At 66.3% G+C, this 20,413-nt stretch carries 17 protein-coding genes and 1 pseudogene; 5 read left to right on the forward strand and 13 right to left on the reverse strand.

The window, feature by feature from the left end; all coding sequences use genetic code 11:
- Positions 1-4: 4 nt before the first annotated feature.
- The 3 genes from P8X75_09125 to tcuA are packed head-to-tail and all read right to left on the reverse strand — an operon-like array spanning position 5 to position 3,619.
- Positions 5-1,084: an isocitrate/isopropylmalate dehydrogenase family protein gene (locus P8X75_09125; protein ID MEJ1995358.1), complete on the reverse strand. Its 1,080-nt coding sequence runs from the start codon at positions 1,082-1,084 to the stop codon at positions 5-7.
- The gene (gene tcuB / locus P8X75_09130; GenBank protein MEJ1995359.1) at positions 1,081-2,238 is read right to left on the reverse strand and encodes a tricarballylate utilization 4Fe-4S protein TcuB; all 1,158 of its coding nucleotides are present in this window, start codon (positions 2,236-2,238) and stop codon (positions 1,081-1,083) included. Before tcuB ends, P8X75_09125 begins: the two co-directional genes overlap by 4 nt.
- Positions 2,225-3,619, reverse strand: a complete 1,395-nt coding sequence (gene tcuA, locus P8X75_09135) for an FAD-dependent tricarballylate dehydrogenase TcuA (GenBank protein MEJ1995360.1) — start codon at positions 3,617-3,619, stop codon at positions 2,225-2,227. Before tcuA ends, tcuB begins: the two co-directional genes overlap by 14 nt.
- Positions 3,620-3,661: 42 nt before the next feature.
- Here tcuA and P8X75_09140 point away from each other — a divergent pair, with 42 nt between their 5' ends.
- Positions 3,662-4,744, forward strand: coding sequence for an AbrB family transcriptional regulator (locus tag P8X75_09140; GenBank protein ID MEJ1995361.1), 1,083 nt, complete (start codon positions 3,662-3,664; stop codon positions 4,742-4,744).
- A 23-nt stretch (positions 4,745-4,767) separates the two neighbouring features.
- Here P8X75_09140 and P8X75_09145 read toward each other — a convergent pair whose 3' ends face one another.
- The 6 genes from P8X75_09145 to P8X75_09170 form a co-directional block, all read right to left on the reverse strand.
- Complete coding sequence (locus tag P8X75_09145; GenBank protein MEJ1995362.1) at positions 4,768-5,421, reverse strand: GntR family transcriptional regulator; 654 nt, start codon at positions 5,419-5,421, stop codon at positions 4,768-4,770.
- Between the two features lie 68 nt (positions 5,422-5,489).
- Complete coding sequence (locus P8X75_09150) at positions 5,490-6,581, reverse strand: 4-oxalomesaconate tautomerase (protein MEJ1995363.1); 1,092 nt, start codon at positions 6,579-6,581, stop codon at positions 5,490-5,492.
- A gap of 113 nt (positions 6,582-6,694) precedes the next feature.
- Positions 6,695-6,928: a hypothetical protein gene (locus P8X75_09155; GenBank protein ID MEJ1995364.1), complete on the reverse strand. Its 234-nt coding sequence runs from the start codon at positions 6,926-6,928 to the stop codon at positions 6,695-6,697.
- Between the two features lie 100 nt (positions 6,929-7,028).
- Positions 7,029-8,819: an SLC13 family permease gene (locus tag P8X75_09160; protein MEJ1995365.1), complete on the reverse strand. Its 1,791-nt coding sequence runs from the start codon at positions 8,817-8,819 to the stop codon at positions 7,029-7,031.
- Between the two features lie 73 nt (positions 8,820-8,892).
- Positions 8,893-9,636: an SDR family NAD(P)-dependent oxidoreductase gene (locus P8X75_09165; protein MEJ1995366.1), complete on the reverse strand. Its 744-nt coding sequence runs from the start codon at positions 9,634-9,636 to the stop codon at positions 8,893-8,895.
- Complete coding sequence (locus tag P8X75_09170) at positions 9,633-11,669, reverse strand: GNAT family N-acetyltransferase (GenBank protein MEJ1995367.1); 2,037 nt, start codon at positions 11,667-11,669, stop codon at positions 9,633-9,635. Before P8X75_09170 ends, P8X75_09165 begins: the two co-directional genes overlap by 4 nt.
- A gap of 90 nt (positions 11,670-11,759) precedes the next feature.
- Between P8X75_09170 and P8X75_09175 the strand changes: the two genes are divergently transcribed.
- Complete coding sequence (locus P8X75_09175; GenBank protein MEJ1995368.1) at positions 11,760-11,942, forward strand: hypothetical protein; 183 nt, start codon at positions 11,760-11,762, stop codon at positions 11,940-11,942.
- Here P8X75_09175 and P8X75_09180 read toward each other — a convergent pair.
- Positions 11,929-12,807, reverse strand: coding sequence for a 3-keto-5-aminohexanoate cleavage protein (locus P8X75_09180; GenBank protein ID MEJ1995369.1), 879 nt, complete (start codon positions 12,805-12,807; stop codon positions 11,929-11,931). The two genes, P8X75_09175 and P8X75_09180, sit on opposite strands and share 14 nt — an antisense overlap.
- Positions 12,808-12,879: 72 nt before the next feature.
- Between P8X75_09180 and P8X75_09185 the strand changes: the two genes are divergently transcribed.
- Positions 12,880-14,616, forward strand: coding sequence for an ATP-binding cassette domain-containing protein (locus P8X75_09185; protein ID MEJ1995370.1), 1,737 nt, complete (start codon positions 12,880-12,882; stop codon positions 14,614-14,616).
- A gap of 7 nt (positions 14,617-14,623) precedes the next feature.
- Here the strand turns inward: P8X75_09185 and P8X75_09190 are convergent.
- From P8X75_09190 to P8X75_09200, 3 genes and pseudogenes are all read right to left on the reverse strand, one after another.
- Positions 14,624-16,600, reverse strand: a pseudogene (locus P8X75_09190) (TRAP transporter fused permease subunit).
- Positions 16,601-16,899: 299 nt separating this feature from the next.
- Positions 16,900-17,925 carry a TAXI family TRAP transporter solute-binding subunit gene (locus tag P8X75_09195; GenBank protein ID MEJ1995371.1) on the reverse strand — a complete coding sequence of 342 codons (1,026 nt, stop codon included), beginning with the start codon at positions 17,923-17,925 and terminating at the stop codon, positions 16,900-16,902.
- A 221-nt stretch (positions 17,926-18,146) separates the two neighbouring features.
- Positions 18,147-18,845 (reverse strand): FadR/GntR family transcriptional regulator, encoded by a 699-nt coding sequence (locus P8X75_09200; GenBank protein ID MEJ1995372.1) that lies wholly within the window; start codon positions 18,843-18,845, stop codon positions 18,147-18,149.
- A gap of 241 nt (positions 18,846-19,086) precedes the next feature.
- On the opposite strand from P8X75_09200, the gene P8X75_09205 reads away from it, so the two are divergent.
- Both P8X75_09205 and P8X75_09210 read left to right on the forward strand, forming a co-directional pair.
- Complete coding sequence (locus tag P8X75_09205; GenBank protein MEJ1995373.1) at positions 19,087-20,085, forward strand: flavin reductase family protein; 999 nt, start codon at positions 19,087-19,089, stop codon at positions 20,083-20,085.
- Positions 20,082-20,413, forward strand: a 332-nt coding sequence (locus P8X75_09210; GenBank protein MEJ1995374.1) for an LLM class flavin-dependent oxidoreductase, incomplete at its 3' end; no start/stop codon positions are given. The genes P8X75_09205 and P8X75_09210, both read left to right, overlap by 4 nt.

Below are 20,413 nucleotides of genomic sequence, written 5' to 3' on the forward strand. Positions count from 1 at the left end.
GCGATTAACCCTCTGCGATCCGTTCGGCCACGGCCTCTCCGAAGGCGGCGGTGCCGAGCGGCCCGCCCAGGTCCTTCGTGCGGGTCGCCGGATACGCCAGAAGGTCGTCCAGCGTCTGGCGCATCGTCCGGCCGGCGTCTGCGCAGGCCGGAACGTCGTGGCGGGCGGAGAGCCATTCCAGCAGCATGGCGACGGAACCGATCAGGGAGGTGGGGTTCGCCTTGTCTTCGCCTGCGATGTCAGGGGCCGATCCGTGCTGGGCCTGGGCCATGCAGTGGTGGTGGCCGTGGTTGATGGAGGCGGCAAGCCCCAGGCCGCCGGAAAGTTCGGAGGCCTCGTCGGAGAGGATGTCGCCGAACATGTTCGTCGTCACGATTACGTCGAAGCGGCCCGGATCGCGGATCAGGTAGGCGGCCACGGCATCGACGATCTGCTCCTCGTAGGCGATGTCCGGGTGCTGCGCGGCGACCTTGCGGCACTCCTCCAGGAACAAACCGTCGGACACCCGCAGGACGTTGGCCTTGTGCACCGCCGTCACTTTCTTCGCCGTCCGGAGCTTGGCCTGAGTGAAGGCCGCCTCGGCGATGCGGCGGCTGCCCTCGCGGGTCACCTTGCGCAGGGCCATGGCCAGATCGGGGGTTGGCATGAACTCGCCGTTGCCCTGGAACATGGTGCGGTCGGCGTAGAAGCCCTCGGTGTTCTCGCGCACGATCACCAGATCGAACTCGCGCCCGGTCGGGGAGGGAAGACCGGGTCGCGTGCGCGCCGGGCGCAGGTTCGAGAAGAGCTCCAGGCGCTTGCGCATCTCGCCAGAGGGGTTCAAGCCGCCTTCGGCTCTGGGTGGATAGTCGTTGTGGGACACCGGGCCCATGATGACGCCGTCGGCCCGCTTGGCGGCTTCGCCGACGCTCTCGGGAAAGGTACTGCCTTCCGTCTCCAGCGCGGCGAAGCCTATCTTCGCCTCCTGGATGTCGAAGGCCAGCCCGAAGCGCTCCCGCGCGGCCGCCAGCGCGGCTTTCATGGCCGCCGTGATCTCGGGCCCGATACCGTCGCCTTCCAGCATCAGCAGGGATAGCGGCTTCATGAGGCTGATCCTTCTTCTTGCGATGCGGCCCGCTGGTCGGCGTGATGGCGGACCAGGGCGGCGAAGCGATAGAGCCCGTGGACGAACTTGCCATAGGGCAGGGAGACGAAGAGCGCGAGAACGAACCCGAGGTGAATGACCAGCAGCATGCCCATGGCGCTGGTATGCCGGAAGAACAGCAGCGCCAGCCCGGTAACGGCGACAAGGAAGAGCTGGGCCAGCAGGCCCATGTCCATGCCGAAGTTCCGCTGGGCCGTGGGCTCTGGATCGGTCTTGAACTTCATCCAGAAGAGGCCCCCCGATCCGATGGTCAGGCCGAAGCCGCCGAGCGTGCCGAGAACCACCGGCGCGCTGTACCAGCTATAGGGCGCGATCCACCCGAAAACATGGTCGTAGATCGTGGCCACGGAGGTCGAGGCGAAGCTCAGCAGAAAGCCCCACATCATGGCCTGATGCAGCCAGCGCCGGCTCTGGGTGAAGCCCTCGTGGGTGTCGTTGCAGCCGTGGCCGCCGCCGCTCAGGTGGCGCAGGGTAAGCGCGTCGTGCAGGCCCAGCGCCAGGGCCTTGCCACCGACCTGCTTGGCGCCCGATTCCCGCCAGTAGTTCCGCAGGCCCATGACGAGCGCCAGCACGGCATAGCCGAAGCTGAGGCTGCCGAGCGCCACCATCACCTCATAGGGAATGACGGCGTAGAAGGAGCCGGGGCCGCGATTGACCCCGAAGAGCGCCTGAGGATCGACCAGAAGCGCTGAGAGCAGCATGACCGCGATCAGCAGCAGGCCGGTCGCAAGGCTGACGAAGAGCCCGTTCTTCTGGAACAACCCGGCGAGCGCGCCCGGCCAGGCATGGTGCTCGTAGCTTTCCCGGCGCAGCTCGGCGAAGACCTTGGGCAGGTTGAGCCCGAACTCGTGGGGCGGCGCGTACTGGCAAGCGTAGAAACAGCCCTTGCAGCCATGACAGAGGTTGGCGAGATGCACGAGGTCCCGATTGGAGAAGGAGCGGTGCAGTTCCATGGCGGGGAAGACCGCGCAGTAGCCTTCGCAGTAGCGGCAGGCGTTGCAGATCTCCATGGTGCGGCGGGACTCCTCGAGCGTAGCGCCTTGGAGGCCGCGGGCCAGACCTACGAGAGAGACGGGTTGTTCAGCGATTGACATAGCGCGCCGCCTCCTGCCCGGCGATCCTTCCGAAGACCGTGCCGATGGTCATCCCGAGGCCCGCGAGATAGCCCTGTCCCAGGATGTTGCCCGCCATGATCTCACCCGCCGCCAGCATGTTCGCCGAGGGCTTGCCGTCGGCCATCTGGATCCGTGCCTTCTCATCCACCGTGACGCCCAGATAGGTGAAGGTCACGCCGGGGCGCAGGGGATAGGCGTAGTAGGGCGGCTCGTCCAGCTTGCGCGCCCAGTTGGTCTTCGCCGGCTCCAGCCCTTCGGTGCGGCTGCCGTCCAGGCCGCTGGGGTCAAACGACCCGGGCTGAACGGCGGCGTTGAAACCCTTGACCGTCTTGGAGAGCTTTGCGGGATCCAGCTCCAGTTTTCCGGCCAGCTCTTCGATGGTCCGGCCCTCGATGGGCGGGAAGACCGAGGGCATGAAGAGCTTCAGGCACTTTGTGTCGATGATCGCATAGGCGATCTGATCGGGCTGCTGCGCGACCAGCCGGCCCCAGATCGCATAGCGCTTGGGCCAGACGTCCTCGCCCTCGTCATAGAAGCGTTCGGCCTTGTTGTTGACCACGATGGAAAAGGGCACGCAGTCGAGCCGGGTCACGATGCCGCCGTCGAACTTCGGCGCGCGCGCATCGATGGCCACCGCATGGCACTGGGTCGGATCGCCGTTCGGCTCCGCGCCCTTGGCGAGCAGGTCGCGCAGCATCAGGCCCTTGTTGAAGGGCGTGCCGCGGATGATGAAGTTGGCGGCCGAGGGGCCCCAGGCCTCCGTCAGCCATTCGATGTTGCCCTGAAAGCCGCCGGACGCGACGACCAGCGCCTTGGCCCTCACGTAGTCGGGAAACCCGTGGTAACGGACTTCGGCCCCCTTGAAGAAACCTTCTTCGATGTCGAGGGAGACCACTTCGGTGTCATAGACGACTTCCACGCCCTTCTTCTCAGCCTCGGCGAAGTAGGCGTTCACCAGCGCCTTCCCGCCGCCCAGGAAGAAGGCGTTCGTACGCGAAAGGCTGAGCGTGCCACCAAGGGAAGGCTGGAAGCGTACGCCACGCTCGTACATCCAAGGCGTGACGAACTTCGACTCGTGGATGGTCATGCGCGCCAGCTTCTCGTTGGTGACGCCGCCGGTCACCCGCAGCAGATCCTCGAAGTACTCCTCTTCGGAATAGTTCTCGGTCAGTACGTCGGTGGGCGCGTCATGAGAGCAGCGCAGGTTGCGGGTATGGCGGCTGTTGCCGCCTCGGAGCGCGCGCGGCGCATGTTCGCAGACCAGAACGCTGGCGCCCTGTTCGCGGGCCGTCAGGGCAGCGCAAAGAGCGGCGTTTCCGCCTCCGATCACCAAGAGGTCGTAGTGCTTGTCTCTCAGCAAAGCTAACGCCTTTCCTTATCCGGAGGGATCGTATACGCTTGCATGCATAATCACGTCAAGGACCGTCCCCTCTCCATGCCGCTCGATCTCGCCCACCGGCTTGCCAACTGGAAGACCTGGCTGCTGACGCTGGTCGTCGGCTTGATCGGCGCTGGTGTCTTCCACGTCTTCTCCCTGCCGCTGCCCTGGCTTCTCGGGCCGCTGTTCGCCGGTCTCATCGTAAGCCTTGCCGGTTTGAAGACCACCATGCCCCGTCCCATCAGCCTCTCGGTCCGCACCATACTAGGTGTGGCGATCGGAAGCTCCTTCCAGCCGGAGCTCTTCGACCGGGTGGGGGAGATGCTGGCGAGCCTCGCCCTGGTCCCCTTCTACGTCCTGGCCATTGCAGGCTTCGGGTATCCCTACTTCCGGAAGGTCTGCGGCTTCGATGCGCCGACCGCCTATTTCTCCGCCATGCCGGGCGGCTTGCAGGACATGACGATCTTCGGCGAGGAGGCGGGCGCCAATGTGCGCGCGCTCTCCCTGGTGCACGCGACGCGCGTGCTGATCATCGTGGCGGTCCTGCCCTTCGTCATCACCGGGCTTTATGGTCTGGACCCGAGCCGGGTGGGCAGCGGGGCTCCGGCGGAGGCGATTCCGGTCCAGGAGCTCGCGCTCATGGCCTTTGCGGCTGGCTTCGGATGGTGGGCGGCCAAGCGGATCGGCTTGTTCGGCGCCGGGATCACGGGCCCCATGCTCCTGGGGGCCGGGCTCAGCCTTACCGGGTTCATCGAGCACCGCCCGCCCGCCGAGTTGATCGTCGTGGCGCAGCTCGTCATCGGGATGAGCGTGGGCTCGAAGTATCTGGGTTTGACGCTCTCCGAGCTGCGGCATCTGGTTGTCGCCGCGGTCGGCTACTGCGCCGCGCTCTTCCTGCTGGCGCTGCTGTTCGAGCAGATCGTCGTGGCCATGGGGGCAGCACCGCCGCTGGAGGCGCTTTTGGCCTACGCGCCGGGCGGGCAGGCGGAGATGACCATCCTCGCCATCGTGGCGGGGGCCGACGTGGCCTTCGTGGCGCTGCACCATGTGCTGCGCGTCTTCATCGTCATCCTGGGCGCACCCCTGCTGGTCAAGCGGGTGCTCTAGCGGGCGGGTGCTCTCGCGAGGGATCAGTCGCGGGCGGCCAGTGCCACGCGGGCCTTGTAGCCGTTGGAGATATGGCGCCGGGCCAGCATCTCGGCTTTCTCCTCGTCGCCCTCCGCGATCGCTTCGACGATTCCGGCATGCTCCGCCGCCACCACCTGCCGGCGCTCGGCAAGCGTGAAGGTGGTGCCGGAGAGCAGCGCCAGATTGACCCGCATGTTCTCCAGCATCGCGTTCAGATAGCGGTTGTGACAGGCGCGGTTGATCTGCCGGTGGAAGCGCTTGTTCGCCTCGGCCAAGCCTTGCGGATCGTCGACCATGCCGGCGTGGTCGGCGACGAGGTCGCGCAGAATCTCGATCTCCTCGGGCGAGGCGTGGCGCGCCGCGAGGCGGGCCGCCGTGCCCTCAAGCACCTCACGGACCGCGTAGAGCTCGCCCAATTGGTCGTAATCCAGCTGCGCCACCACCACGCCGCGATGCGGCTCATGCGCGACCAGGCCTTGCGCTTCCAGACGGCGCAGCGCCTCGCGGACCGGTGTCCGGCTGATCCCGAAGCGTTCGGCGAGCTGCGATTCCCGCAGCCGCGAGCCGGGCGGGAGTTCTCCGCTGTCGATCGCCGCCAGAAGCTGGTCATAGGCGTCGACGTGGGAGGAGGCGGACTTATCCGGTTTTTTGTTCATGGCACGCTTGTGCTCCGTACTTTGAAGCACGAGCGTATACAAAAGTAGATGAAGGGGCGAGCCCGGCGTTACTTTCCGCCCCAGACGGATGCGGGCACCTGGATGTCGCCGCGCATCAGAAGACGAGCGGTTCGAAGGATGCCGGCGCTCTTCAGATCGAACACGCCATCCTTGATCTCGTAGTCGGCGCTGACGTCGATCTTGCCCATGGGATGCTCGATCCCGATGACCGCGGGGCTGCCCTCGGGAAGCCGGGTCAGGCCCTCGGCCACCGTGCCCGGCGCCAGGGCGCAGCAGCCGAGGCAGATCGATCCGGTCACCGCCATGGAGGGGTGGCAGTTCCAGGGCATGAAATAGCGCGCGGAGATCGCGCCGTCGGCGCGCGGCTCGCTCAGGACCGCGAACTTGGGCGTGACGGACTTGGAGACGTCGCCCATGCCCATCAGCTTGCCGGCTTCCTGCCGGATGGCCTCGAACTTCGCGTAGAAATCGCGGTTGGCGTCCAGTTCCTTGGCGGTCTCGTAGCCGGTCAGGCCGAAGTCAGAGGCGCGCGCCACCACGATGGGCATGGCCACGTCGATGCAGGTGACCTCGATGCCGCCCACAAGGTCCTTGGCCGAGCCGGTCGGGAAGAGGGCGCCGGTCTTGGAGCCGACCACGTCCTTGAAGTTCAGCGTGATCGGGGCCGCCGTGCCGGGCACGCCGTCGATGGCGGCTGAGCCCTCGTACTCCACCTTGCCGCCGGGCGTCTGCACGACGGCTTCGATGCGCGCCCCGGTGTTGACCGCGCGGATCTTCACGCGGGTCTCGCCGTCCTGGACCGGGACCATGCCCATTTCGATTGCGGCGGGGCCGATGCCGGAGAGGATGTTGCCGCAGGTCGGGCCGAAGTCCGCGACCTTCTCGTCCACCTTCACCTGACAGAAGAAGTAGTCGATCTCCGCCCAGTCATCCTCCGAGGGGGAGATCATCGCCGTCTTGGTGGTGACCGCCGCGCCGCCGCCGACACCGTCGATGTTGAGCGGATGACCGGCTCCCACGGCGGCGATCAAAACCTCGCCGAGTTCCTCAAGGCTTTCGGGCAGATCGGCGCGGTTGAAGTAGGGGCCGCGCGACGAACCCCCGCGCATGAAGAGGCAGGGGATGGAGGTCTGGGGCATGGCGGAGTCCTCGTTGGAGATAGAAGCGGAAAAGCGGGCGCCAGGAAGCGCGCTATCGCCCTGTCATAGGCCAGCGCGTGCAGACGCGCAAGCGGAGGCAGGTGGGACGATTTTCAGTGCGGTCGGCGGCTCAAAAAAGCCTCGCCCTTTGGCGTCAGTTCGACCCTGGGCGATGGGGCGTCAGGGGGCTGACAGCGCCGTACGTAGCCTGCCTGCAAGGCCTGCTCCCAGACATCCAGCCGGGGGCAGGAGGTGCGCCAGGCCTCCATGGTCTCGCTGTAGGGGCGCGGGCCGCCGCTCAGCCATTCCAGTAAATCGCGCGTCAAGGAATCGACGGAGGTTTCCATGATCGAAGGTCTTTCCAGCTGTCTCTTTCCGGAAGCCTCAGAATAGCACAGCCGCAGTGCGCCGCCAGCCGCCGCAGCGCCCGTGATCCAGACGCTCGGATCAGAGCGGCCAGACCATGAGGATCATGGGCAGGGCGACGGCCACGATGATGATCTCCAGGGGCAGGCCGACACGCCAGTAATCCCCGAAGCGGAACCCCCCGGGACCCAGGATGAGAGCGTTGTTCTGATGCCCGATCGGGGTCAGGAACGCGCAGGAAGCGCCCAGCGCCACGGCCATCAGGAAGGCGTCGGGATTGGACGACAGGCGTTCGGCCAGGGTCACCGAAATCGGCGCCATGATGACGGCGGTGGCGGCGTTGTTCAGAAGGTCGGAGACGGTCATGGTGACAACCAGCACCATCGCCAGAACCACAAGGGTCGGAAGGCCCTCTGTCACGGCCAGGATGCCGTCGACGATCACCTGCGTGGCGCCTGTGGTCTCCAGCGCGCTGCCGACGGGGATGAGCGCGCCCAGCAGCACGATCACCGGCCATTCGACCGATTCATAGATCTTTCGCAGCGGCAGGAAGCCGCCCAGGACCAGCGCGGCGACCGCTGCGGCGAAGGCCACGGTGATCGACACGAAGCCCAAACTGGCGGAGAGAATGGCGATGGCGAAGACCCCCACGACCCAGGGAGCGCTGCGCCCGCTTCCGTAGCTGAGGCCGCGCTCGGCGAGCGGCAGAAGATCGAGCTTCTGGAGGCCCTCGGCAAGGTGTCCCCGATCCCCGTGAAGCAGCAGCACGTCGCCAGCCCTCAGCCGCAGGTCGCGCAGCCGCCCCCTATAGGGCTTTCCCTGACGCGCGAGGCCGAGCGGCACGATGTTGTGACTGCTGGCGAGGCGGAGTTGGCCCAGTGTCCGCCCAATGAGGGCCGACTGGGGCGGGACCGCCGCCTCCATCACCTCACCCTCGCTGGACTCCAGAACTTCGGCGGCCTTGCCCTTGCTTTCCGAGAGAGTGAAGCCGGTCGTCTTGAGAAAGCGTTCGATCTCCTCCGGCGTGCCTTCGATCAGCAGGTGGTCGCCTTCCTCGAAGACCTCATAGGCGGCCAGACGGGGCAGGCGGCGGCCGCGCCGCATCAGCGCCACCAGTTCGACGCTGATCTCCTCGGTCATTTCCTCGATCTCGCGGCGCGTCTTGCCAACGCCTTCTGAGTCCTTGGTGATCTCGATCTCGCTCAGGTAGTCGCCGAGGTCGAAGAGGCTTTCGCCGCCCTCCGCCCTCCGCTTCGGCACGATGCGCCAGCCGGCCAGCGCCATGAACAGGAGCCCGGCAAGCGCGACCGCCCCGCCGACCGGCGTGAAGTCGAACATGCGGAAAGGTTCACCCAACGCCTCACCCCGGTAGGCGGCGATGATGATGTTGGGCGGCGTGCCGATAAGGGTCACCAGGCCGCCCAGAATGCAGCCGAAAGAGAGCGGCATCAAAAGCATCCCGGCGGGCTGCTTGCTCTTGGCCGCGCTTTTCAGGGCCACCGGCATGAGAAGCCCGAGCGCGCCGACGTTGTTCATGACCGCCGACAGGGCCGCCCCGACGCCTGACAGGCCGGCGACATGTCCGGTCGTGCTGCCGCGCAAGGGCTCCAGGGCCTTTGCTATGGGGTCCAGGGCGCCGGAGTCCGACAGCGCCCGGCTGAGGATCAGGACCAGAGCCACCGTGACCGTCGCTGGATGCCCGAAGCCTGAGAAGGCATCCGCGCTCGGCACCAGTCCCAGCAGGACGGCAAGCACCAGCGCGGCAAAGGCGACCACATCATAGCGATAGCGGCCCCAGGCGAGCAGGCCCAACAGCCCGGCCAGAATGGCGAAGATGGCGATCTGGTCGACGGTCAGGGGCAAGTCGCTCATGCCTCAGATGATGACCGCAGAAGCCGCCCGAGGCAAAGGCTCCGAGGCGAAGACGCAAAACATCCGATCCCTCCTAGGCGGTCGCCCCGCCGTCGATGACGTAGGCGGCGCCATTGATCTGCTTTGAGTCTCCGGAAGCGAGAAAGAGCACGAGGGCGGCGACCTCCTCGGGCAGCGTGACCCGTCCGGAGGGCGACTCCGCGTTGCTGGCGGCCAGCGCCTCGGAGGGGTCTTGTCCGCTCTGCCGGGCCTCGGCGGTCAGCATCGGGGTATCCACGTCGCCGGGACAGACCGCATTGATACGGATTCCTTCGCCCGCATGGTCGCGCGCCATGGCTCTCGTAAGCAGCACCAGGCCGCCCTTCGACGCGCAGTAGGCCGCGGCCCGCTCGCCGCCGACCATGCCCCAGTCCGAGGCGATGTTGACGATGGAGCCTCCTCCGGCGGCCCGGATCAGGGGCAGGCAGGCGCGGCTGAGGTAGAAGGGCGCATGAAGGTTCGCTTCCAAAGTCTCCCGCCACTCCTCGTCGCTGGTTTCCTCCACCGTGCGGCGGTAGATCACGCCGGCGGCGTTCACCAGACAATCCAGCGCACCGAAAGTCTCTTCCGCTGCCTTGGCGAGGCGAGCGCAGGCGGCGGGGTCGCGTATATCACCGCTCCAAAGCGCTATCTCCGGGTTCGCCTCCTTCAGCTTCGCAAGCCTCTCTTCGCTGCGCCCGGCCGCCAGCAGCTTGTATCCGGCCCCGGCGAAGGCCGCCACGCAGGCTTTCCCGATACCCGAAGAAGCCCCTGTCACCAAGACGCGTTTCTCGCTCATGCCGTTCCCTTTCCTCGCTTTGCTTCACAGGCCGCCAAGAGGGCGGGCAGGTCATGCCATCCGATTCGGCTGTCGGCCTCGCTCGGCGGCGCATCAGGATCGCTGGTCTTCTTGTCGACCTTTCCGCCCAGGCGCAGATAGAAGGCGAAGGCCGCGGCGTTGTCGTCGAATACCCAGAGACAGACCGAGTTTTTGCCCTGGGCGATCAAGCGGCGGCAGGCCTCGGCGAGCAGTTTTCGACCGAGACCGCTGCCGCGCTGTTCGGGTTCGACGTGCAGATTCTCAATAAGGGCGTCGTAGTCCGGATCCTCGTCGACCAGCGCGATGAACCCCAACAGCCCCTCATCTCCCTCGGCCAGGATGACCAGATCGCCGGGATGCCTTCGCGCCAGGAAGTCCCGCCAGAAGCGTGCGCGCTCTTCATGGATCTCTCCCTCCAGATAATCATCTGAGAGGATGCCCCGGTAGGTCGATCGCCAGCTCTCGGCGTGAAGGGCCGCGATCGCTTCGGCGTCCTCCGCCCGCGCCTCGCGCAGCCGCGGTTCCCGCTTGCTGACATGGGGCGCGCGCCCGAAGAGCAGGCGCGCGCGGGGCACCCGCTCGAAGGGCAGGCTCAGGATGTCCGAAGGGGCGGGGCCGGGCGTCTCCACAGGCACGAAACGCTCGAAGAGGCCGGTGAAGGCGGCGCGGAAGTGGTTCTTGGCCTTGACGAAAAAGAGCGTCGTGGGCTCCAGCGCGAGGCCGAAATGCTCGAAGTAGGCGGGGTCGTTCACCGGCACGATGCGGCTGGTCACGAGGATGCGGACCTGTCCGCTGCGCAGGATGGCGGAGGGGCCGGGATCGACCTCCAGGCCCGCCTCCATGGGCCCCCGGTTCCTGAAAGTACCCTGGACGAGCCGCTCAACTTGGACCGTGAGCTCAAGCGGCGCGCCGAAGCTGTCGCTGAGCCTTCCGCCCAGACGGCAGTCCATCTCCGCGCCTTCTCCGGCCCTGACTGCTTCCTCCACAAGTTCCGGGTCCCAGAAGAAGGCAAAGACGCAGGGCCGCGTGGGTTTCTCCGCCAGGACTGCGCGCAGCAGGCCCGGCGTGTCGCCCGCACCGCCCGAGAAGACGTTGTCAGAGGGCTCCAGCACGGCGACGGGCCGCTGCGTGGCGCTTGCCAGAAGCTCGCCCAAGACCTCCCCGGGCGCGGGGAGCGGTTGTTCGAAGTCTGGAGCGAGACGGCGGTAGGCCTCGCGCAAGGGTTGACCCATGGCGGAGAGGGCCGCGCCACCGGCCTCCCCGCAAAGACTGATGGCAGCGCCGCTATCAGGGCTGTCCGCGCAGGCAAAGCCCCCGAAGACCGTGACGTCGAGAAGGCCGTTGTCCTCGGCGCAGCGGGCCGCCAGCTCCGCCATCTCGGCCATGGGGCCATCGTCGGTCCGCATATTGAAGGACGTCGGCAGGAAGTCCGCAGGCAGGATCGTGGAATGGGCGGCGATCTCCCCCTCGATCTGGCGCAGCAGCAGGCTCATGGCCTTTTCCCCAGTCTCGGCCATGTCGATGTGCGGGTGGGTCTTGTAGCCGACGATGATCTCCGCCAGGCGCCCGATCTCCGGGTTCAGGTTCGCGTGAAGATCGAAGCTGAGGGCGAGGGGAGTCTCCCCAATCACCTGGCGCAGTGCGCGCAGCAAGCAGAGTTCCGGCTGCTCGATATCCTCGCAGACGCTGGCGCCGTGAAGGCTGGCGTAGACTCCGTCCCACGCGCGGCTCCCGAGCTGCTCGAAAAGCCGATCCTGATAGGCCGGGAAGAGACCCGCCTCAATCGGCCCCGCCGGGTAAGCCGCAAGGCAATCGAGAAACAGGATCTCGACGTCGCCGTGGCGCTCCGCGGCGGTGATTGCGCCGCCGGGCTCCAGCGCCTTGCCCCGATAGAAGTCAGCCGCCGCCTTGCCGGAAAACCATTCGCGGGAACGGAAGTCCGCCTCGCGGGCCGGAAGGGGAGAAAAGGAGTTGCCTTCGTACCAGAAACGGAAGAGTGCGATGGTCGGCATGCCGCGGCGAAAACCTTTGTTTCACTAATAGATTGCGATGCTTTTCTGCTAGACTGGGCTCGACTGTAAGCAATCGGGGAGAGGAGCGCCATGACCTGGCTGCAGTTCGACGGCGTTGGCGGTTCGGTCGGAGGGGCGGTGTCCCGCACGACGGGGCAAATCGGCTCGCAGAGCTTCGAGTTGGGCCCTCTCCATATCTCATTCAGCAGTCCCTGGCTTTGGGGATTCCTGGTGTTTGCCGCGCTCCTGGTGGTCTACGTCACGCGGCGCTGAAGCGCGCCCGAACCTCCGGCGCGGTGGCCGGCCGCGCGCCCGCCTTCTGGATTTCCCCCAAGGCCGCTTCCGTCCAGCGGGTGTTGCTCCAGTCGCTGCCGAAGGGAGCGTCCTCCAGCCCGACCCGCAGATGCCCGCCCCGCGCCAGTGCTTCGCCCGCGAGCGGAAGCACGTCCACCTGCAGGCCGCCGATCATCCAGGGGGCGTCCGGGTCAAGCTCCTCCATCAGTTTCAGATAGCTTTCCAGCGCGTAGCCGCGCGGCGGATAGCCAAAGGCGAAACCCTCGGAGAACATGAAGCGGTAGAGTGGCTTGGGCAGCCCCGGATAGCGTGCGGCGAGGGCCGCGCCCAGCCGCGCGAAGCCGGGCTCATAGATGGCGTAGCTGGGATGGAAACCGCGATCTCTGGCGAGCGCCAGGCCGTAGCGCACGTCCGCTTCCGGATTGCTGTAGAGAAAGCCGGGGCGGTCGGCTTCGATCTCCGCAAAGCTGGCGAAGGTGGCGCTGCCCGGATCGATCACCGCCCATTCGATAAGTCCCGCCTCGGCCAACTTACGGGTCGCCTCGAACCGGGCTTCGGGGGACATGGGCTCCGGCGCGTCGGCCGAGCCGCTCAGCGGCAAGGTGGGATAGACGATGGCATCGACCTCTTCGCGGATGCCCTCGATCACGGCGCGGTAGGCATCGAAGTCGTCGCGCTGGCGACCGGTCGCCGGGTCGTAAACATGAAGATGGATCACGGCCGCGCCGAGCTTGGCGCAGGCCACGCCTTCGGCGATCAGCTCCTCGGTGGTGATGGGCATGCCCGGCTGCAGACTGCGCGACCAGGGGCCGTTGAGGGCTTCTTCCAGCGAGACCGGTGTCATTACTTCTGCGACCGCATTGTCATCAGGATCCACCTGACCTTCGGCGGGCCACCTCTATTGGAGGGGGCGGAGATGACCGTCGGCGCAGGCCAGCGCCTTTGCCTGGTGGGCCGCAACGGTTCCGGCAAGTCGAGCCTCCTGAAGGTGGCCGCCGGGCTTATCGAGCCGGACCGGGGGGAGAGGGTGTTGAAGAAGGGCACGACGCTGCGCTACCTGCCGCAGGAACCCGACCTCAGCAGCTATGCGACGACGCTGGACTATGTAGAGGAGGGGCTGGACGCCGCCGCCGATCCCCATCGCGCGCGCTATCTGCTCGAACATCTGGGGCTGACCGGCGAGGAGTCCCCTGAGCGGCTTTCGGGCGGCGAGGCGCGCCGCGCGGCGCTGGCCCGCGTGCTGGCGCCGAAACCCGACATCCTGCTGCTCGACGAGCCGACGAACCACCTGGATCTGCCCGCCATCGAGTGGCTGGAGGAAGAGCTGAAGGCCTGGCGCGGAGCGCTGGTCACGATCTCGCACGACCGGCGCTTTCTGGAGGCGCTTTCGGACTCGACCCTATGGCTCGACCGGGGGCAGGCGAGACTTCTGGAAAAGGGATTCTCCGCCTTTGAAGCCTGGCGTGACGAGACCTTGGAGTTGGAAGCGCGCGAGCGCCACAAGCTGGACCGCAAGTTGGCGGCGGAAGCGGATTGGCTGCGCTACGGCGTGACGGCGCGGCGCAAGCGCAATCAGGGCCGCCTGCGCAAGTTGATGGACCTGCGCCAGCAGCGGCGCGAGCAGCGCCAGAGGCCGGGCGCCGTACGCATGGCCGCCAGCGAGGCCGAGACCTCAAGCAAGACGGTCATCGAAGCGGCGTCGATCTCCAAGGCTTTTGGAGGGCGTTCTCTCGTCCGCGACTTCTCGATCCGCATTCAACGCGGCGACAGGGTCGGGCTCATCGGCCCGAACGGGGCCGGAAAGACCACGCTGCTGCGTCTCCTGACCGGGCAGCTGGCACCCGATAGCGGAACCGTCAAGCTGGGTCAGACGCTGGACATGGTGACCCTGGACCAGAAGCGCGAAAGCCTCGATCCCCGCTGGACTCTGAAGGAAGCTCTGGCGGGCGAGGGCGGCGACACGGTCTTCGTCGGCGGCCAGCCGCGCCACGTCGTCAGCTATATGAAGGACTTCCTATTCCTGCCGGAGCAGGCGGGGACGCCCATCGAGCGTTTATCGGGCGGAGAGCGCGGGCGGGTTATGCTGGCCCGCGCGCTGGCGCGCCCCTCCAACCTGCTGGTGCTCGATGAGCCGACCAACGATCTGGATCTGGAGACCCTGGACCTGCTCCAGGAACTGCTCGCCGACTACGGCGGCACACTGCTGCTGGTCAGTCACGACCGTGACTTTCTGGACCGGGTCGCGACCTCGGTGATCCTGGCCGAGGGCGAGGGGCGTTGGGTCGAGTACGCGGGCGGCTATTCAGACATGCTCGCCCAGCGCGGCGCGAAGCCGGGGGCGCTGGTCAAGGAGAAGCCGAGGGACGGCAAGCCCAAGACCGGCCCTTCCAGCGTGGAAAAGACCCCGGAGGCGAAGCGGAAGCTCTCCTTCAAGGAAAAGCACGCCTTGCAGACCTTGCCCGGTGAGATGGAGAAGCTCCGCGAGGAGATTGCGGCGCTGCAACTGGCGCTGGAGGACGGCACCCTCTACCAGCGTGAACCCGAACGCTTCCGCGCCAGCGCCGACGCCCTTTCGCGCAAGCAGGCGGAGCTGGAAGCCGCAGAGGAGCGCTGGCTGGAGCTGGAGATCCTGCGCGAGGAGTTGGGTGCCTAGGCGAAGCTCAGGGTGCGGTCTCCAAAGGCGGCGCAGGCTTGGCCAGGGTCAGGTTGACGGCCAGCAGGGCCACGACCGCCGCAACGCCGGCGAAGTTGGCGAGCAGGCTCCAAGGCCAGAGACAGGCGATCCCGGCCGCGAGCGCCAGGAGCCGGAACAGCGGGTTCATGGGCCGCTCCATGCAGCCCTGGAAGCTGGCCGCCAGTCCGTAGATGCCCACCAGCGCGAAACCGAAGATCTGCAAGGCCAGGAGCCAATCGCCGGAAAGCAGCGGCGTGTAGGCGAACAGGATCGGCACGATGTAGAGACCCTTGGCGATCTTCCAACTCTGGAATCCGGTCGCCATGGGCGGCGACTTTGCGATCGCCGCGCCGGTGAAGGCGGCGAGGCAGACCGGCGGGGTCACGTTTGAGTCCTGACTGAGCCAGAAGATGATCATGTGCGCCGAAAGCAGCGCCAGGGTGAGCGCGTCCTGCGACAGGGCGGTCTCACGCAGCGAGGCGGCCAACTCCAGAGGCAGGCTGTGGATGAGGGCGCTGGCTTCCTCCATTGGCATGGGGGCCGCGAGCGCGGTCATGGCGTCGGGCTTGGCCAGCATCAGCACGGCCTTGCCCGCATCCGGCAAGGTCCCGTTCACCAGGTGCTCGATCAGGACGGAGTCCGAGATCATACCGGCGATGGCGGGCGCCGAAAGGGTCGCCAGAACGATGTAGGCCGCGGTCACCGGCAACCCCATGCCGAGCACGAGCGAGGCGAGGCCCACGAGTATGATGGCCAGAAGCAGATTGCCGCCCGCCCAGTCGGAGATCATGAGCGAGAAGGTGTTGCCGATTCCCGCGGTCGCGATGACGTTGATGATCAGCCCCACCGCACAGAGCAGGATCGCCGTCATGATCATGTTGCGCGCGCCCAGGGCCAGGGCCTCTAGGATGGCGCGGGGGCCCATGGGACTCTGCGTGAGCCAGCTTGAGGCCACCACGGTTCCGCAGCCGATGACGGCGGCGTAGGTCGGGGTGAAGCCGACCACCAGAAGCGTGATCAAGACCGTGATGGGGATGATGAAACTGGCGCCGCCCTTCTTCATGGCGGCGCCCAGAGTCGGGCCCTCCGCTTGCATGGGCTGCATGCCCTGTCGCTTGGCTTCGATGCGCACGAAGAACGCGATGGAGGCGAAGTAGAGGATCGCGGGGAGGGCGGCCACGGCGACGATGCGCTCATAGGGGATCAGCGTGTAGCTGGCCATGACGAAGGCGCCTGCGCCCATGATCGGCGGCATGAGCTGTCCGCCCGTCGAGGCGGAAGCCTCCACCCCCGCGGCAAACTATGCCGGGAAACCGGCGCGCTTCATCAAGGGGATGGTGATGACGCCGGTCGAAGCGGTGTTGGCGACCGCCGAGCCGGAGATGGTGCCGGTCAGGCCGGAGGCGATGACAGCCACGATGCCGGGCCCGCCGATCAGCTTTCCCGCGACCGCGCGCGCCAGGTCGATCACGAAGTCGCCCGCGCCGGAGCGCAGCAGGAAGGCGCCGAAGATGATGAAGAGGAACACATAGGTCGAAGAGATGCGCGCGATGGTGCCAAAGATCGCGTCGTCGCCGTAGAGCGAACGGAACATCACGGTCTCTAGCGAGAGCCCGCGGAACTGGAACACGCCGCCCAGGTACTGCCCCCAGAAGGAGATGTAGGTGAGTGACAGGATGATCAGGATCGGGATCACCAGGCCGGCGGTGCGCCGCGTGAACTCAATGGCGCAAATGATCAGGGTGAAGCCGGCCAGCCAGTCCAGGGTCACCAACCTGACGCCCCGGTCGTAGATCGCGTTCTCCGCGGAGGCGATGTAGATCGCCGAGGCGGCTGCCAGAATTCCCAGCGTCAGGTCTATCCAGAACCCGCCGCCCTTGACGAAGAAGCGGTTGTTCTTGAAGGCGGGGTAGTAGATCGAGCAAAGCAGCGCGAAGCCCGCGAAGTGGAAAGCGTTCCGCATCAATTCGGAGACATCGGCGATCAGCGCGAAGTAGAGGTGCGCCAGCGAGATGATCACACCCAACGTGAAGGTGATCTCCTTCCAGGGCGACTCGAGGCCGCGCAGGAGGCTGCCGCCTTCCTCGCTGTCCTGACTTGCCGCCGCAGCGGATTGCTTGTCACTCATCCCTTGCTCCCTAGCCCAAGGCGGCGCCTATCCCGGCGCCCGTTATTCGTCTTTCGCCGCTTAGGGCGATCGGAAAAGGGGCGGCGCGGATGCCCGTCGCCGCCCCTGGTTTTCCGAAGCTCGAAAGCCCGGCCTTACTTGGCCATCAGGCTCTCAGGGATGTCGATGCCGACTTCCTTGTAGTAGCGCGCGGCGCCGGGATGCAGCGGCGCGGGCAGGCCGGCGATGGCCTTTTCGATGGCCATGGCCTTGGTGGCCGGGTGGATCGCCTGGAGGAAGGCAAGGTTCTCATAGATCGTCTTGGTGATCAGGTAGACATGCTCCTCCGGGATATCCGCGTGCACGGCCAGGAAGTTGGGCTGGGCGATGGTCTGGATGTCCTCGTCCTGGTTCGGGTAGGAACCGGCTGGGATGGTGTAGGGCGTCCAGAGGCCCATGCCGCCGTCGGCTTGCTTCATCTGCTCTTCGGTCATGGACAGGAAGGTGACGCTGTCGGAAGCAGAAGCCAGAAGCTGGGAAACGGCGCCGGTGGGCACGCCGCCGGGCATGCCGACGCCGGTGACCTGGCCGTTCTGGAGCGCTTCGGCCGAGGGGCCGTACCCGGCGTAGTACTGCTCGAACTCCGCATCCATGTCGACGCCCAGGTTCTGCATGATCATTTTGTTGGAGCCGATGGTGCCGGAGTTCTGACGGCCCATCGCGACCGTCGTGCCCTTCAGCTTCATGAAGTCGGAGATGGTGCCGGTCTCGGCGTAGTCGTTCGAGATGATGAACTGCTCGACGTTCTGCCACAGCATGGAGATCGAACGCAGATGCTCCTGCTTGCCGTCCGCCTCGACCGGGCCGACGCCGTTGACGGCGTAGAAGCCGAAGAGGCCCTGCAGAATGGCGAACTGCGCCTCTTTCTCGCGGATCAGCCGCACGTTCTCGCCGGAACCGGCGGAGTTGATGGCGGACATGCCGATGCCCTCGCCGGGCTGCAGCTTGACCTTGGTCAGGGTGGCGAGCGCCACGCCGACGGGATAGTAGGTGCCGCCGGTGGAGGCGGTGGCCAGGATGTAGTTGGTGTCCTGGGCCTCGGCCGGCTTGCTGCCGGTTGCCAGGCCGGTGGAAACGACCGCGGCCATGGCGGTCAACATGAGACGACGGGTAAGAGCCATTGGTTATAAACCTCCCTTGGTTCAGATCTCGTATATGGTCTCCGCCAGTGCCCAGCAGCACCGTCGGGATTCGGGTCGGGCAGGGGGGTCCGTCAGTGCGGCGGACCCGCTGGTACCCTCGACGCAGTAGCCGGCGCCGTCAGCGGCGACCCCTTTGGTTGGCATGAGCATTGCCGATGCCGACCTGTGGGTCGAGTCCTTATGAAACATTCCCGCGGCGATCATGCTCCGATCTCTCCGCAGTCGAGCCGGTTGCAGGCGCCCTTGAGGTGCGTGAGCGTGGCGGCATGCGCCTGTTCGGGATCGCGCGCTTCCACCGCCTTGAGGATCGCGCGGTGCTCGGCCAGCACCTTTTCGGGCAAGCCTTGGGAGCGTGAACTGTTGCTGCGCGCAATGCCGATCTGCTCCAGAATCTGGCTGTCCAAGAGCTTCAACAGCTTTACGAAGAGCTCATTTCCGCTCGCCTCGGCGATGCTGAGATGAAAGGCGAGGTCTGCTTCCTGGCCCTGCCCGCCGTCGCGCGTTTCACGCTCAAGCAGCTCGAAGCTGCGCTGCATTTCCTCAAGCGCTTCCGGCGACGCCCGCTTGGCCGCCAGGGCAGCCGCATCGCATTCCACGGCGGCGCGCAACTCATAGAGTGCGCGCAGATGCTCTTGATCGTCGGTGCTGTCGAGCCGGAAGACGTTTCCGCTGGAAGCGGCCACGAAGGCGCCGGCGCCCTGGCGCGTCACCACGATGCCGTCCCGGCGCAGGCGTGCGATGGCTTCGCGCACGGCGCTGCGCCCGGCATCGTAGTGACCGGCCAGCGCGCTTTCGGTGGGCAGACGGTCGCCCGAGGCGAACTCGCCCTCCAGAATGCGCTCCGACAGGTCTTGGGCGATGCGGTCCGATAAGGACGATCGCACCCGTGGCAGGGCCATGAAGAAGGCCTCCCTCGCTCCATTCTTGTTCCCGACTATTTCGTCAGGTTGTCGGACAAGTTAACGGAATGCCTCTCAGGGTCAAGCCAACGGCAGTCCGGCTAGCGCCTTTGACGCCTCTCGTCACTTGCATTGACAGACGGTCGGGTCTGGGCGTAATGGAAATCCAAAGCGCTCAAGTGGGCACGCAGTGAGCCTAATCGGTGTGTGCCAATCCTGGTTTTTGATTGGGGTTGGCAGCATGACATCCGGAACACCCAGCAGAGATATCGAGGGGACGGGTCCCTCCAGCGGCGAGGCGCCCTACGACGAGCGCGCGCTTCGGCGCGCTTTCGGCGCTTTCACGACCGGCGTCACCATCGCAACCACGCTGGACTGCGATGGGAAGCCTTGGGGCTTCACGGCGAACTCCTTTACCTCGGTCTCTCTCGATCCACCCCTCCTTCTCGTATGCCTGGCCAAGACGGCAGGCAGCTACGAGGCCTTCCTGAAGGCCGAGCATTTCGCCATCAACGTGCTCTCAGCCGCCCAGCGCGACGCTTCCGTGGCCTTCGCGACGCTGGGCGCCCGCAAGTTCGATGCCGTTCCTTGGCGCAAGGAGAAGAGCGGTGCACCGGTGCTCGATGGCGTGGTCGCCTGGTTCGACTGTGCGCTGGAGCAGGTGGTGAAGGCCGGGGACCATGCGATCCTGATCGGTCGGGTTCTGGCCTTCGACAGCAACGGGGAGGAGCCGCTCGCCTACTGCCGGGGGGCTTACCTTTCCTTTGAGTTGAACCGCATGGCGCTGCGGGCCGCCGAGGACTCCGGGCACCTGAGCGTCGCCGCCATCGTGGAACGGGGCGATACGATCTTCCTGCTGAACGACCCGGTGAGCAACCGGCTGAGCCTGCCCAGGGCGCCGCGCTTCGGGCGCCCGGATGACCCGGAGAGCCTGATAGGCCTTCTGAAGAAGGAGGGGGTCTCAGCGCGTCTGCCGTTCCTCTTCGCGGTCTATGAGGAGTCCGGCAAAGAAGTCGTGGTCTATCGCGGCGAGGCGGTCGGCGAGATCGTCAATCCCGGCGGCAACCGGCGCTTCTTCGCGCTGGACGACCTGCCCTGGGAGCGCATCGCCGACCCGGCGCTGAAGAGCATGCTGGAGCGCTACCGCCGGGAGCGGAAGGCAAGCGCCTTTGGTCTCTACATAGGCACCGCTGAGGAAGGAGCGGTTGAACCCCTGCCGGAAGAGGAGGAGCGGTCATGAAGTTCTCTCTCTTTGCCCACATGGAGCGTCTGGATCCCAATCAGGACATGCGCCGCCTGCACGCTGAGTTCCTGGAACTCTGCGACATGGCCGAAGACGCTGGCTTCGAAGCGATCTGGACCGGCGAACATCACGGCATGAACTTCACCATCGCGCCGAACCCCTTCTTGAACCTCGTTGATCTGGCGCGCCGGACCAGCCGGGTGCGCCTTGGCACCGGCACCATCGTCGCGCCCTTCTGGCATCCCATCAAACTGGCGGGCGAGGCGGCCATGACCGACATCCTCTGCGATGGGCGGCTGGAGATCGGGCTGGCCCGCGGGGCCTA

Origin of the sequence: Limibacillus sp. (assembly GCA_037379885.1) — a bacterium.
Classification (GTDB): Bacteria; Pseudomonadota; Alphaproteobacteria; order Kiloniellales; family CECT-8803; genus JARRJC01.

Bases quoted from the DNA above. Each gene is read 5' to 3' on its own strand.
- P8X75_09180 (MEJ1995369.1), bottom strand. From the start codon at position 12,807: ATGACACCGGTCTCGCTGGAAGAAGCCCTCAACGGCCCCTGGTCGCGC.
- P8X75_09195 (MEJ1995371.1), bottom strand. From the start codon at position 17,925: ATGGCTCTTACCCGTCGTCTCATGTTGACCGCCATGGCCGCGGTCGTT.
- P8X75_09155 (MEJ1995364.1), bottom strand. From the start codon at position 6,928: ATGGAAACCTCCGTCGATTCCTTGACGCGCGATTTACTGGAATGGCTG.
- P8X75_09170 (MEJ1995367.1), bottom strand. From the start codon at position 11,669: ATGCCGACCATCGCACTCTTCCGTTTCTGGTACGAAGGCAACTCCTTT.
- tcuB (MEJ1995359.1), bottom strand. From the start codon at position 2,238: ATGTCAATCGCTGAACAACCCGTCTCTCTCGTAGGTCTGGCCCGCGGC.
- P8X75_09200 (MEJ1995372.1), bottom strand. From the start codon at position 18,845: ATGGCCCTGCCACGGGTGCGATCGTCCTTATCGGACCGCATCGCCCAA.
- P8X75_09175 (MEJ1995368.1), top strand. From the start codon at position 11,760: ATGACCTGGCTGCAGTTCGACGGCGTTGGCGGTTCGGTCGGAGGGGCG.
- P8X75_09205 (MEJ1995373.1), top strand. From the start codon at position 19,087: ATGACATCCGGAACACCCAGCAGAGATATCGAGGGGACGGGTCCCTCC.
- P8X75_09140 (MEJ1995361.1), top strand. From the start codon at position 3,662: ATGCATAATCACGTCAAGGACCGTCCCCTCTCCATGCCGCTCGATCTC.
- P8X75_09150 (MEJ1995363.1), bottom strand. From the start codon at position 6,581: ATGCCCCAGACCTCCATCCCCTGCCTCTTCATGCGCGGGGGTTCGTCG.
- P8X75_09145 (MEJ1995362.1), bottom strand. From the start codon at position 5,421: ATGAACAAAAAACCGGATAAGTCCGCCTCCTCCCACGTCGACGCCTAT.
- P8X75_09125 (MEJ1995358.1), bottom strand. From the start codon at position 1,084: ATGAAGCCGCTATCCCTGCTGATGCTGGAAGGCGACGGTATCGGGCCC.
- P8X75_09185 (MEJ1995370.1), top strand. From the start codon at position 12,880: ATGACCGTCGGCGCAGGCCAGCGCCTTTGCCTGGTGGGCCGCAACGGT.
- P8X75_09160 (MEJ1995365.1), bottom strand. From the start codon at position 8,819: ATGAGCGACTTGCCCCTGACCGTCGACCAGATCGCCATCTTCGCCATT.
- P8X75_09165 (MEJ1995366.1), bottom strand. From the start codon at position 9,636: ATGAGCGAGAAACGCGTCTTGGTGACAGGGGCTTCTTCGGGTATCGGG.